This window comes from Commensalibacter sp. M0268, assembly GCF_016101925.1.
In the GTDB taxonomy this organism is placed as follows: domain Bacteria; phylum Pseudomonadota; class Alphaproteobacteria; order Acetobacterales; family Acetobacteraceae; genus Commensalibacter; species Commensalibacter melissae.
In genome coordinates this window covers 1-13,119 of sequence record NZ_JACFPQ010000007.1, presented here as the reverse complement: position 1 = coordinate 13,119, position 13,119 = coordinate 1, and the positions used below count along the sequence as shown (strand labels likewise).

12 protein-coding genes and 1 tRNA gene are annotated in these 13,119 nt (G+C 36.5%); 4 read left to right on the top strand and 9 right to left on the bottom strand.

Features of this window, described 5'->3' with window-relative positions; genetic code table 11:
- Position 1: 1 nt before the first annotated feature.
- Complete coding sequence (locus H3R28_RS08600) at positions 2–796, bottom strand: ABC transporter ATP-binding protein (RefSeq protein WP_198210672.1); 795 nt, start codon at positions 794–796, stop codon at positions 2–4.
- Positions 793–1,587, bottom strand: coding sequence for an ABC transporter permease (locus tag H3R28_RS08595; RefSeq protein WP_198210671.1), 795 nt, complete (start codon positions 1,585–1,587; stop codon positions 793–795). The genes H3R28_RS08600 and H3R28_RS08595 overlap by 4 nt, the downstream gene beginning before the upstream one ends.
- 407 nt (positions 1,588–1,994) lie before the next feature.
- Here H3R28_RS08595 and H3R28_RS08590 point away from each other — a divergent pair, with 407 nt between their 5' ends.
- Entirely contained in the window at positions 1,995–3,329 is a 1,335-nt protein-coding gene (locus tag H3R28_RS08590) for a UDP-glucose/GDP-mannose dehydrogenase family protein (RefSeq protein ID WP_232351285.1), read from the top strand.
- On the opposite strand, the gene H3R28_RS08585 is transcribed toward H3R28_RS08590, so the two are convergent.
- Both H3R28_RS08585 and H3R28_RS08580 read right to left on the bottom strand, forming a co-directional pair.
- Entirely contained in the window at positions 3,322–4,302 is a 981-nt protein-coding gene (locus tag H3R28_RS08585; protein ID WP_198210669.1) for a methyltransferase domain-containing protein, read from the bottom strand. The two genes, H3R28_RS08590 and H3R28_RS08585, sit on opposite strands and share 8 nt — an antisense overlap.
- A gap of 93 nt (positions 4,303–4,395) precedes the next feature.
- Positions 4,396–5,766, bottom strand: a complete 1,371-nt coding sequence (locus H3R28_RS08580) for an NAD-dependent succinate-semialdehyde dehydrogenase (RefSeq protein ID WP_110439599.1) — start codon at positions 5,764–5,766, stop codon at positions 4,396–4,398.
- 247 nt (positions 5,767–6,013) lie between these two features.
- Here H3R28_RS08580 and H3R28_RS08575 point away from each other — a divergent pair, with 247 nt between their 5' ends.
- The 3 genes from H3R28_RS08575 (at position 6,014) to H3R28_RS08565 (ending at position 7,731) form a co-directional block, all read left to right on the top strand.
- Positions 6,014–6,901, top strand: coding sequence for a ribokinase (locus tag H3R28_RS08575; RefSeq protein ID WP_198210668.1), 888 nt, complete (start codon positions 6,014–6,016; stop codon positions 6,899–6,901).
- 29 nt (positions 6,902–6,930) lie between these two features.
- Complete coding sequence (locus H3R28_RS08570; protein ID WP_110439597.1) at positions 6,931–7,548, top strand: trimeric intracellular cation channel family protein; 618 nt, start codon at positions 6,931–6,933, stop codon at positions 7,546–7,548.
- Between the two features lie 106 nt (positions 7,549–7,654).
- Positions 7,655–7,731 (top strand) — tRNA-Arg (locus H3R28_RS08565).
- Between the two features lie 1,374 nt (positions 7,732–9,105).
- Here the strand turns inward: H3R28_RS08565 and H3R28_RS08560 are convergent.
- From H3R28_RS08560 to H3R28_RS08540, 5 genes are all read right to left on the bottom strand, one after another.
- A complete protein-coding gene (locus H3R28_RS08560) occupies positions 9,106–9,513 on the bottom strand; it encodes a hypothetical protein (protein ID WP_155579934.1) in 408 nt (135 codons plus the stop codon).
- A 1-nt stretch (position 9,514) separates the two neighbouring features.
- Positions 9,515–10,537: a tail fiber domain-containing protein gene (locus H3R28_RS08555; RefSeq protein ID WP_198210667.1), complete on the bottom strand. Its 1,023-nt coding sequence runs from the start codon at positions 10,535–10,537 to the stop codon at positions 9,515–9,517.
- Between the two features lie 41 nt (positions 10,538–10,578).
- Positions 10,579–11,004, bottom strand: a complete 426-nt coding sequence (locus H3R28_RS08550; protein ID WP_198210666.1) for a tail fiber domain-containing protein — start codon at positions 11,002–11,004, stop codon at positions 10,579–10,581.
- Positions 10,998–11,633, bottom strand: coding sequence for a hypothetical protein (locus H3R28_RS08545; RefSeq protein ID WP_198210665.1), 636 nt, complete (start codon positions 11,631–11,633; stop codon positions 10,998–11,000). The genes H3R28_RS08550 and H3R28_RS08545 overlap by 7 nt, the downstream gene beginning before the upstream one ends.
- A 45-nt stretch (positions 11,634–11,678) precedes the next feature.
- Positions 11,679–13,119, bottom strand: a 1,441-nt coding sequence (locus H3R28_RS08540; RefSeq protein WP_198210664.1) for a hypothetical protein, incomplete at its 5' end; no start/stop codon positions are given.

The window sequence follows — 13,119 nt, the reverse complement described above, 5'->3', positions numbered from 1 at the left end:
CTTATACTTTCATTTCCATTTTAATAGGACCTGCATAAAGACCATGTGTAAATTGATGCACGTAGGGATTCTCACTCTGCATAAGTTTACCAGCTTCACCCTGCCAAATCAGCTCCCCTTTATACAACATGGCAATCTGATCCCCGATCCGCTGGGCAGAAGCCATATCATGGGTAATGGCAATTGTGGTAGAACCCAGCTTCTTAACGCAATCAACAATCAAGTTATCAATTATTGCTCCCATGATAGGATCCAACCCTGTGGTCGGTTCATCAAAAAAGATAATTTCCGGTTTTGAAGCAATCGCACGTGCCAAGCCAACCCGTTTCTGCATCCCACCAGATAACTCACTGGGATATAAATCGCCAATATTATCTGCATCCAGACCAACAAGTTCCAAAACCCTGTTTGCCCTCTCCCTCGCCCGGGCACGACTAACTCTTGGCTGATTTTTACGATGTCCATTTAAAAGGGCAAAGGCAACATTTTCCCAGATAGGCAAGCTATCGAACAAGGCAGAGTTCTGAAACAACATACCCATTTCCTGTAATTTTTCTGCTTGTTCGGAATATGGCAATTCAAAAATATTTTTGCCATCAATTTCGATCGTGCCACTATCTGGTGTCATTAACCCCAAAATACAGCGAAGCAAAACAGACTTTCCACTTCCAGATCCACCAATAATAACAAAAGAAGTACCCTCCATTACATCCATATTAATGTTACGTAACACATGGTTGCTACCAAAAGATTTGGAAAGATTACGTATACGAATTTTGGGATAAGTTTTGGTCATTTTGCAAAAAAGATATCCGTTAACAAATAGTCAAATACTAGCAATAAAATAGAGGCAGCAACAACAGCAGAGGTCGTCGCTGCACCAACCCCCTGTGCGCCCCCACGGCTACGATATCCATGATAACATCCCATCAAGGCAATAAGAAATCCAAAAACCGCCGCTTTCACCAAACCAATTGTAATATCAATAGGTTTCACGGCATTCATGGTCGCCGCAATATAACCCTGGGGCGAAAAACCCAATTTAATGACCGAAACAGTAAAACCACCCAGCACCCCCAGGATATCAGCAATCAAAACTAGAAATGGTAAAGCAAGCGTAGCAGCTAGCAAACGGGGGGTGACAAGATATTTGATAGGATTGGTTGATAAGGTTTTGAGCGCATCAATCTGATTCGTCACCTGCATTGTTCCAATTTCCGCGGCCATGGCTGCCCCCACCCGTCCCGCAACCATCAATCCTGCCAAAACGGGCCCAAGCTCACGAGTGACAGCCAACACAACAATATTGGCAATCGCGCTATTTACATGATACTGGGACATACCGGTATAGGATTGTAATGCGATAACACCTCCAGAAAATAATGCAGTTAAAGCAACAACAGGTAAAGACAAATAACCTATATCAAGTAAAGATCCCAAAAAAATGCGCCAATAAAATGGAGGATAAAAAATATTTATAAATCCGCTTAATGCAAACAATGCAAGGTTACCCGTTTCCCGAACACCGTTTAAAGCCATACGACCTAACAAAGCGATCCAAATCCACGGACGTTTCAATTGATACATCTTAATTCCCGGTTAAACTCATCACAACATTATTAGCTAACGAATTGAGAAGTTGTTCAATAATATTGATTACAAGTTTTATCCTATAATTCTATTATTTTCTAATATTTATATTTAAGCACATAAATATCTTTTATTTTTAAACATTTTATATAGATTAAATATTTTAACCATCATCCTCTTCCCAAGAATAATCCACCCTATAGAATCTAATTATTATTCCCATCAATATTGAATATATCTATTGTCTATATACCACTGAAAACCTCTTCATTACCCTTTATAATGAACTTGTTTCAATATTTTTAAAATTTTTATTTTTTTAATTTTTAAATTAACTTAATTTAATAATCTATAAAACTGGCAATATCTTGATTAAAAATAAGGAATGTTCTGTGCGTATAGCAATGATTGGTGGAGGATATGTTGGTCTTGTTTCTGCTGCTTGTTTTGCAGAATTCGGACTTGATGTCGCTGTCGTGGAAAAGGATTCCAACCGGTTAAATGCGTTAAAGCAAGGAAATATTCCTATCTATGAACCTGGTTTGGATCTTTTGGTTCAGAATAATATCAAAGCCAATCGGTTACAGTTTTTTGAAACGATTAAAGAGGCTATTCCTGATTGTAAGGCCATTTTTATTGCCGTGGGTACACCCCCACGTAACGGTGATGGACATGCCGACATGACTTATGTCCATCAAGCAGCCCTGGAAATTGCAAAACATCTAAAAGAATATGCAATTATCGTTACCAAATCAACAGTCCCGGTTGGTACAAGCCGACGGATTGCACAAATCATCCGTAAGGAAAATCCATCTCTTGATTTTGATGTCGCCTCCAATCCTGAATTTCTTCGCGAGGGCGAGGCCATTCAAGATTTCATGACACCTGACCGTATCATTATCGGTATTGAAAAAGACAGAAAAGATCGCGCACAAAAAGCCCAAGAAATCATGAGTCGACTTTACCAACCCTTATTTCAAAAAGAAACACCAATTTTGTTTACCAATTTGGAAAGTGCTGAACTGGCAAAATATGCCTCAAATTGTTTTTTAGCGATGAAACTTTCATATATTAACGAGCTTGCTGATCTTTGTGAACAAGTTGGAGGAAATATAGAAGAAATTGCCAATGCTATTGGATTAGACAGCAGAATCGGCAAATATTTTTTACGGCCAGGCCCAGGTTATGGCGGATCCTGTTTCCCGAAAGACACTCTCGCCCTAATTCGCATCGCCCAAGAAGCAGGTACACCCTCACGGCTGGTAGAGGCAACCGCACAAGCTAATGATGCCAGAAAAGCAAACATAAGTGGAAGAATTATTCAATTATGTGGTGGTAATGTTCACAATAAAACCATTACCATTCTGGGACTTACCTTTAAACCAAATACAGATGATATGCGGGAATCCCCATCTATTCCCATTATTCACCGTTTGATTGAAGAGGGTGCCCAGATAAAAGTTTTTGACCCTGTTGGAAATGAAAAGGCAAAACCCTTATTACCTAATACAGTTCAATATTTTGATAGAATTAACGATGCAGCCAATCAGGCTGACGCCTTGATTATCCTGACAGAATGGAATGAATTCCGTTCTTTGACACCCAAGATCCTGAAAAACTGGATGAAAAAACCACTGGTAATCGACTTCAGAAATATTTACGATCCCAAAGTGATGAAAAATGAAAATATTCATTATTATTCAATTGGTCGACCCCTGAAAGAAAAATTTATCATTTAAACAGTTTAACTAATTGACGTAAAGGGGATGTCACACGCCAACAGAAAGAATTCTGTATGGCCGTCAGTTCCTGTTTCAATTTTATATTTTCCTGTTCTAAATGTTGGGCAAAACTGAATTGATAGGGTGAATTTCTAATCTTTTCATAAACTTCTTTCCAGCTTTCAACACATTTTTCCCTATTTTTTTCCGATACAAGAAAAACCGTAAATTCATAACTCAGCTTTGATGGATCAATATCAAACCATTCCACACAAGCCATTTTTATAATTCCATGTTCAGCCAAATTCATCATCAGTTTCACAAACAAACCTAAATGCAAAACCCAACAATGAATATCTTCATAATGATCAGGTATTAGTGTTCTTTCCCCCCATTCCAGAACCTCAGAAAACGGGATTTGGCTTTCCAGATTTTCTTTATCAGGATATAATCCATATTCTGCATGAATTTTTGGAATATCTTTATCATTAATTTTATTTAATGCAAAGTCCAACACCAGGTGTGTTTCAGGGCATGTAGATTTTTTTAACCAGGCAGCAAGTAAATCAGCCAACCGGGTAGGCTGCCTTTTCATATCAAAAGAATAACGACCATCTGGCAAAACCAAACGTAATTGTCCATCAGGTTTTAAAATTTGTCGTATTTCCTCAATCCATCCGATCAAGTCTGGGACATGTTCTGCAACATGAGATGCGATTACATAATCAAACTGACCATCCACACACTCCTTCAAAGCACATTCTTTTTTCCAGATATAATCAATCTCTACCAATTGACGAGAATCAAAATTGGTATTCCAGGCAAATTGCTCTTTCAGCTCTTCCGTCGACAAATGATCTGCGTAAAAAACATTTCCATTTTCTCGACATAAAACTGGATCAATCAATGCACCGATTTCCAAACATCGTGCATGTGCAAATCGAATTCCTCTATTTAAACGTTCACGACGTAATGCAATAAAAGGTTCCATAAATTCTTGACCTGAAATAAAAAAGGATTCATTAAATATAATGAACCCCTCTTTTAATCCAAATTTCACTTTATAAATATAGTAAAAATGAAATTATTTCTCGATATAAATTAATTTATGATTAAGGAATTCAAAAATTCCCTCATCAGACAATTCACGACCATATCCAGAATGTTTCACACCACCAAATGGAAGATCTGGCGCTGTCCAGGTAGGACGGTTGATAAAGACCATGCCGGTATCAATTTCCTTTGCAACCCGCTTTGCACGCTCAACATCTCTTGAAAATACGGTTCCACCCAAACCAAAATCTGAATCATTGGCCAACTCAATTGCCGCTTTTTCATCTGGAACACGGAAGAACATAACAACTGGTCCAAAAAATTCTTTATAGAATACTGGATTTTGCTTGGTAATATCGGTTAAAATGGTCGCTTCCATAAAAGCGCCTGAACGATTTGGACGTTTACCACCAATCACGGCCTTGGCACCATGCTTGACAGCTTCGGCTGTCATATCTGCAATTTCCTGTGCAGCTGCCTCACTGGATAATGGACCCAATGTCGTGCTACGATCCATTGGATCACCCATTTTCAGTTTAGAAAAACAGTCTGTAAGACGTTTCAGATATTCATCTGCAACAGATTCAACAACGATGAAACGTTTAGCGGCAACACAACATTGTCCCGTATTATTCATACGACCCCAAAGACCCCATTTGCATGCTGAATCCAGGTCGGCATCTTCAAGAACAATAAATGCATCACTGCCACCCAGTTCAAGGGTGGATTTCTTAAGATTTTCACCGGCTTTGCCAGCGACAATACTTCCTGCCTTTTCACTTCCCGTAAGCGCAACACCACGGACACGACGATCGGAAATGATTTTGTCGGTATGCTGAGATAATACATAAAGATTGGTATAAACACCTTTTGGTGCACCAGCATCAAGCATCAATTTTTCAAAAGCACCCGCACATTGTGGAACAATGGAAGCATGTTTGACCATTACCACATTTCCAGCCATCAAATTCGTTGCAACAACACGAACAAGTTGATAATAAGGGAAATTCCATGGTTCAACACAGAAAATGATACCTATTGGGTCATACTCAACATAGGCCTTGTGACCATCTTTTGGATGTAAGGTTTTTGGTGCAAGAAATTTTTCGGCATTTTCTGCATAGTAATCAAAAATGTCCGCCGTCAAATCAACTTCCGCTTCAGCTTCTGCAATTAGCTTTCCCATTTCCAAGGTAACATAATGAGCAAATTCCGCCTTCTTATCACGCAAAATTGATGCGGCTTTTTTCATCACTTGACGACGAGTAGCAAAATCTGTCTTACGCCATTTTAAGTAAGCAGCTTGAGCTTCATCAATTTTAGCAGCTACTTCATTCTCCGTTAATTCCTGAAAGGTCTTCACCGTTTCATTGTTAAAGGGATTAACTGATTTATAAGCCATTTAAGCCGTCCTTTCTGCTTTCTGTTTAACGTAAATTAATACTCTATCTATAATCTTTTTTATGAAATAAGCTACTTAATATCTAATACAAACATGCAATTTCACAATGTGCGATTAAATATTTTTCATATCAGGTTATTATAACCCATATTTTAAAAGAAATATAAAAATAAATTCTATCAATCTATTTCATTTAAAATAATTATAGTATCTATTTAAATATTGTAACTGACAATAAGGCTTTTTTATGAATAATATTCTGGTTATTGGTAGTTTAAATACTGACCTCGAAACTTCTGTTGATCATTTCCCTGAAACTGGAGAAACCCTGATCGGCGGCCCCTTACAGATTCATTGTGGTGGAAAGGGGAATAATCAGGCAATAGCAGCAGCAAAACTGGGGGCATCAGTTACAATATTGGGTGCAATCGGAAATGATCATTTTGGTCAATTGCTGATAGAAAACCTTAAAAAATATCATGTCAACATTACACCTATAAAAACCTGCAAACAAAGTCCTACTGCAACCGCATTAATAATGCATACAAATACAGATAATACAATTATTGTTACAGAAGGAGCCAATGAAAGTCTATCAGCCCAGGATATCCTCAATGCTGAATCTCTCATCAAATCCCATGATATTATTCTTTTACAGCAGGAAATCCCTTTGGAAACGCAGATTGAAGCCATTGAGATTGCATATCGATTAAAAAAAATAATTGTTGTTAATCCTGCACCTTCACGACAGCTTCCTGCAGATATCATTCCAAAAATCAGTTATCTTTTACCGAACGAACATGAGATAAAAGCCTTTCGACATAATGGATCAGAAACTTACGAAGACATTATCCTGCATAGCTCTACACCCATTATCATGACATGGGGCCGCAGCGGAATACTTTTTAAAAATAAAGAAAAACAAATTCAACATATCCCCGCCTATACCGTACCAACCGTCGATACAACAGGGGCGGGTGATACATTTTGTGGCGCCTTTTGCTGTTTTCTTCATTTGGGATATGAAAAAGCGATTGAAAAAGCCTTGCAAGCTTCTGCACTTTCGGTTACACGCACTGGGGCCCAAAATGGTATGCCCACACTGAAAGAATTAACCGCTTTTCAATTTCATTAACATTTCATATCCCCAGGGAACATGTTCCTATGAGTCATACTTTTTTCCATTATGTTGATTTAATCGGAACATTTGCTTTCGCCATCAGTGGAGCTCTGGCAGCCATTAATCGTAATCTGGACATCTTTGGCGTTTTTTGCATTGCCTTTGTCACAGCCTGTGGTGGAGGAATTGTAAGGGATATCTGTATCGGTTCTTTTCCTTTAGCGGGGATGATGAATCTGGAATATCTCGTTATTGTCTTGACTTCAGTTTTCCTGGCTGCCTTTTTCCAAAAATTACTTTTACATCTCAATCATCCAACTCTGTTTTTTGATGCCATCGGATTGGGTTTTTTTGCTTCGTTTGGCGCCCATAAAGCGTTTGTTTTTACCGGAAATTGCGAAATAAGTATTTTTCTTGGAACACTTACGGCCATCGGTGGAGGAATATTGCGTGATACATTAACCGCCCTGATTCCATCCGTATTAACCAAGGAAATTTATGCCTCTGCCGCCATTGGCGGAGCCATTGTCCAAATTATGGGGGACAAGAATATTATCAGTCCCACCTTTGCTCCATGGTTTGCCATTATAATCTGTAGTGCAATTCGCTTGTTATCGTTAAAATTTAAATGGAATTTACCGTCAATCAAACAAATTCAATGAACCCTGTAATTTATCAATCTTGATATAAGGATAAAAAAAGAAAAATTATATTTGACAAAAGAAAAACTGGCTATTTTCATTAAAACAGAGTATGAACATTTTCAAAGGACCCGTAGCTCAGCTGGATAGAGCGTTGCCCTCCGAAGGCAAAGGCCATGAGTTCGAATCTCGTCGGGTCCGCCAATAGATAAGTTTATCAATAAAATTAAACTTTCAATAACAATCAATTATCTCATTTTTTAATTAATATTATTCAACACGATAAATGAATCAATAAAAAACAAAAAATTAATAGTTACAGAAATTTTGACTTTTTCCATGAAAAAATTACGAATATTTATTTAAGTTACTCATAAAACCACTCTTTAAAAAGTAATTCTATAATCAATAAAACCTATAATAATTCACTGTAATACTTAAATTGTTGATCCAACCATTCAATACGTCGTTTGACATAATCAATGATATAATTTACAGGTCATTTTTAAGATCTTACGTCATTGGTTCCGGGTCAATCAAATTTGCTTTCTCGATAATAATTTTGTTAATTGTCTCATTGGAAATTAAATTGCCATTCCACAACTCACGTCATCTTGCACAAATTTCTGGTTTGATGTGATGATATATCATCGATAATTCCAAAGGTTTGATATTCGGAAATATTTACCATATGGTTAGTGATTTTTCCATATCCCAACAATATAGGATTAAATTATTAGTAATACTGTAAAAAAAACGGTTAATTCATATAAAAATATATAATCAATAATAAATCCTTTTTTACATTTGTTATATCTTTCAATATCCACTTGTGCACTTTCAATAGGCAATTCATATAAACTTGGTAATCTGCTATTAATATTTCCTCACGACCAATTAAATTTCATTCATTATGATGGTAGACACATTTTTGCCCAAAATTATCCAAGTATCTTGGCTGATAACAACCTTGAATATAATGCTGATGATCAATCCCTTATTGCGTTTGGGAAAGATTATTTTCTAAAATATATAGACCCATGAGATTCATCATTATGCCATACCTCACAAAGGAACCTTGCCATGGAAAATATAGCTGAATTACACATACCTAAATCAAACTAATCGTAACAGGAATATTCGTTTTCTGGTAACAAACAACTGTTTCGTCTTTATGAAAATGTCGCCATATTTAGTTGTAATATTGTTCCTAAGCAGAGTTCTATCTGTTCCATATCCTTTCAAAACCATACCTGAATCTGATAATAAAATATTTATCTACAACAGGATGCATTCTTTTATTCTATATTATGATTTTTCTTTACTGACGTTAAACTGACCTGTTCTTGCAATCCCCAGATTCTTACCGCAAAGAATTAAAATAAGATATTCCTTCAAAAAATGAAATACTTATTCCCTTCACTTTATCTGTGGGATTGCTCTCCTTTGATGAAAATCAGCAATGATCTGTTTGATTTAAATAACACGATAAAATCCCATTCATCCGATATGTTACCACTACCAAACTAGACAAGATTTTCATTATTAATATATCCTATTTACTGCTGTTTTTTGGCATCAGCCATAAATCAGTTTTCCATAAAATTGTGACATTCCATCAAACAAAATTTCTACAAGGGTAACCGACCCTGCTCTTGTATCAATAAAGGGTTGCCTATTCTGCCATTTGACAGATGCATCAAATTCAACCTCGCAATTCCCTTCATAGGGTTGCTGAAGAATGATCGTCATGCGTTGCAACTGACCCTTTTGCCCTTGCCCAAGTGAAATCCTGCACGCTTTCTGGAGTAGAAGACGATAGCTGATTTCTCCCGCTTTTGGAAACATCAGGGTAATGGCTGGATCATTTACGATCCTGTTTTCAACCAATATACCGGCAGATAAACGATCAACAATCTGTCCACCTGTCATTTCCTGTCCCAATGATCCTTTTGCGAGACCTTGTGTCATATCAAATCTGCTCATTTTATTTACTTTCAAGTTTCATCAGCCGTGTCTCAAGATCATTGATTTTCTGTTTATGAGCGGCTAAAAGCATACAAATAACCTCGGTATATCTCAGTTTTTGACTATAAATAACGTCACCCTTGTCATCTTTTGGCACTTCCTGAACAGATTTAAGGATCGGGTTCCCGTTTTCATCCTTCTCGCCTGTATCCACCCTCTTGAATTCAGGTGATGCATCCTGCGTCCACATGGCATAATCGGATGGATCAAGTCCCGCATCCCTGATCGCCTGTTCCATATCCTGCGCGATAAAACCTGTATGAACACGTGCTTTGTCCTCACCTTTCTCTTTTATCGCGTCATTCAGCTTGTAATTGACAACATTGACATTATACAGGGCATCCAATAATTTCCTGTCAGAATTATCGGCTTTCTCATCAAGGATGGATGTGATGGTCTTGACGTTTTTGTCCGAGGTCACGTTTGGTGCGGTCTTTATGAAAAGATTGTTCCATGAATTTCCCGCACGTCCCAGGTCCCCACCGCCATCATTGAGGGGATGAAAGGAAACAGAACCAAATGCATAATATGCATTAAAATCATCTGCCCAAATAGTGTCAATATAACTTTTATTATTACCATCATTTCCATTAGAATTTACGGAATATTGATAATGAATTTCCCTTGACTTGGTATTTACTTGTATATAACCGTCTTTTTGTAAATAACCAGCAGTTATATATGTTACTCCATCTTCATTTTTTGCAGGCTGAAATAAAAATTGTCCTGTATTATCAAGAGGTAAAACACCATTGGGTTGATAGTTATTTTCTTTTGAATAAATATTGTCAATTTTTGTTGTTAAATTATCTACATCCTGTTTCGAATTACTTGCAATATTTAAAATATCGGCTATTTTACTATTTGTATCATTTGCTGTTTTAACAAGTTCTGAAAGTTGCTGTGATGTATTACCACCATCCATTGAAACATTACATGCAGACAGGTCCAGATCTTTTGGAGCGTTATTTTGATTTGTCATTTTATATCTCTTAATTAATTTCATTCATTAATTTGAAAAATTTATTTTAAATTTGATAGCCTAGTTTCTAAATCACTAATTCTTTGCTCGTAAACTTGTTTAAAATCCTCAAGTTTTTTCAATTTTTGTTTGAATGCTTGAATAAAAACACAAAATATTTCATCATATCGTAAAGACTGCCTGTAAACCTGATTACCATCAGCATCTTTTAAGAATACACACTCTCTTTTTGTAACAGGATTACCCCTGTCATCTTTTTCGCCTGTCTCAATATCTTGTGTCTCAAAAACTTTTTCTTCTATCCACATTCCATAATCAGAAGCTGATAAACCTTTATCTTTCAAAGACTTCTCAACCTCCTGAGCTATAAAACCATTATGCAATCTGGCTTTACCCTCTCCCTTTTTATCAATAGCGCAATTAAGCTTGAATGTATGAACATCAAGATTGTAAATTGCATCTAGCAATTTTTGGTTTTCAACATTATCTTCATTGCCCAGAGCGGAAACAATTTTTTTTCGTTTTTATCAGAAGTTACGCTCAATGCCGTTTTTGAATAAATATTATTCCAGGCATGGTTTCCTATTCCAAGATCACCCACTCCATCCCTATCGGGATGAAAAGCATCTCCTACAAAAGAACGATATGCATGCTTATCATCTGTCCAAGTTTTTAATACTACCCAATATTTATTTTTCAATGTATAATGTTCGATTATACGAGTACATGCAGGATCAGGACTTGCACGAAATCCATTAAGATTTAAAATATGTCCATAAGACATAAAAACAGTTCCATTATCAGAACGTGCCTTTGGACCAATAAATTGATTTGTATTATCCAAAAGCAGAACATTACCGGATGTAAAAGATTGATCCCTTGATAAATAATTATCAAAATTCAAATCTTTAATTTGCTTTGACAATATCTCACATTTTTCATTTACGTTAATTGAGGTTTCAGAAAGTCCTGCTACTTCTCCTATTGTATCATTTGCCGTTTTTGCCCATTCAGATAATGTTTTTGATGTCCTCCCTTCATCAATAGAAACAGTACAATCTGAAAGATTCAGATTCTTTGGAGAATTATTAATCATTTTAATGCCCTATATATCTACAATTGAATGAAAAAATACTAGCTATTAAGCAACACAAAGTACGCCACCATTATTCCAGGAATTTTTATAGTAGACAGAACCATCAGTAAGAACGATATTACCGTTTAATGACAATCCTTCAGGCATTTTTTTACTGCCGTTGAGATAATCATCAGAAGCTATGTATAAATTACCATTTAATGAAAAATCATTTGGAATTTCAAAAACCTTTTCAGGCGCGATAACTACTCCATCTTTATTTCTATAAAGACCGGAATTAACTTTCTCAATTGAACCATTACTCATCATAAAGGAAAAGGTTAAATCATCATTCATGATAACGGATTCAACACTAATCCCTTGCTTTCCTTTTTCTCCCTTCGGAATTGAAAAATCAAAAACTGCATTTATATCAGATCCTGAATTCGTTATTTGAGCAGGTTGGTCAGCTTCGACAGATACAATGTTGCCTATTTTGATTGTTGCTGCTTTGGCAACCGGATCAATCCATTCAGTACCGTTCCACCATAGGGGTTCTTTTTTATCAGTATCATATGATTGTGTTCCAATTGGATAATCAACAGGCAATTTATCCTTGGTTGTAGGGGTTACATAAGGATAAGTAAATTTTCCTGTATGATCTTTTTTCATTGCGGCATGAGACGGATATAAAGACCATTCAGCCTGTCCTTCTCCACCTTCTTTTGAACACCAAAAGATACCATCTTTACCAAATTGTATTTCATCTTGGTATCCCAATGATGTAATGGTTTTGGGTTGTTCTTTTTCTGATAAATATAAATTACTCAATAATCCAGCGCTTCTACTTCTCTTAACATAATAATATGTCCTATTTTGATCCATCCAATGCGCCATAAGAGTTACAACATCACCAACCCTTATAGTGATAATAGCATCTTTTTTAAATGCTTCCCCTTTTCCATCAACCATCTGGTTTTCACAAATAATATCAGTTTTAATTTTATAACCTGATTTATCCATATCAGAACCATAACACACAAAGGTATATGACCCTTGATACCCCTTAAATTCTAATAGCTGACAATCGGGTAACCAACAGGCTCCCCCAGCAAATATATATCCTTTTAACTCCTCAATCTTATCAGCCCTTGCTGATGCCAAGATATTAGCTATTCCCTCGGATGGAGCAAATGCTATAATTTTGCTTTGTGCACCAACCGTGTAAATATCAAACAGTGTTTTATCCGCATAAGCATGAACATCATCATCTAAATAGATGGAAACTTTAGCATCAGGATTAATAGACTGCGTTATTATAAACGGATTATTAATAGGTTGAGTCAACTGACCCCGTGCATCCAATCCTGCCACTCCATTTGGATGATTTCTTTCAATATTTGGAATGGCCTGATGGGCAAGATCGACGACTTTACCCAAAGAGGCATCCTGATGGGATGGAGTTGGGACTTTTATGGTATAATCCAACATTTCAGCGGATAATTTA

Coding starts and splice junctions, on each gene's coding strand:
- H3R28_RS08555 (WP_198210667.1), bottom strand. CDS start 10,537: ATGACAAATCAAAATAACGCTCCAAAAGATCTGGACCTGTCTGCATGT.
- H3R28_RS08545 (WP_198210665.1), bottom strand. CDS start 11,633: ATGATTAATAATTCTCCAAAGAATCTGAATCTTTCAGATTGTACTGTT.
- H3R28_RS08580 (WP_110439599.1), bottom strand. CDS start 5,766: ATGGCTTATAAATCAGTTAATCCCTTTAACAATGAAACGGTGAAGACC.
- H3R28_RS08570 (WP_110439597.1), top strand. CDS start 6,931: ATGAGTCATACTTTTTTCCATTATGTTGATTTAATCGGAACATTTGCT.
- H3R28_RS08600 (WP_198210672.1), bottom strand. CDS start 796: ATGACCAAAACTTATCCCAAAATTCGTATACGTAATCTTTCCAAATCT.
- H3R28_RS08590 (WP_232351285.1), top strand. CDS start 1,995: ATGATTGGTGGAGGATATGTTGGTCTTGTTTCTGCTGCTTGTTTTGCA.
- H3R28_RS08575 (WP_198210668.1), top strand. CDS start 6,014: ATGAATAATATTCTGGTTATTGGTAGTTTAAATACTGACCTCGAAACT.
- H3R28_RS08595 (WP_198210671.1), bottom strand. CDS start 1,587: ATGTATCAATTGAAACGTCCGTGGATTTGGATCGCTTTGTTAGGTCGT.
- H3R28_RS08585 (WP_198210669.1), bottom strand. CDS start 4,302: ATGGAACCTTTTATTGCATTACGTCGTGAACGTTTAAATAGAGGAATT.
- H3R28_RS08560 (WP_155579934.1), bottom strand. CDS start 9,513: ATGAGCAGATTTGATATGACACAAGGTCTCGCAAAAGGATCATTGGGA.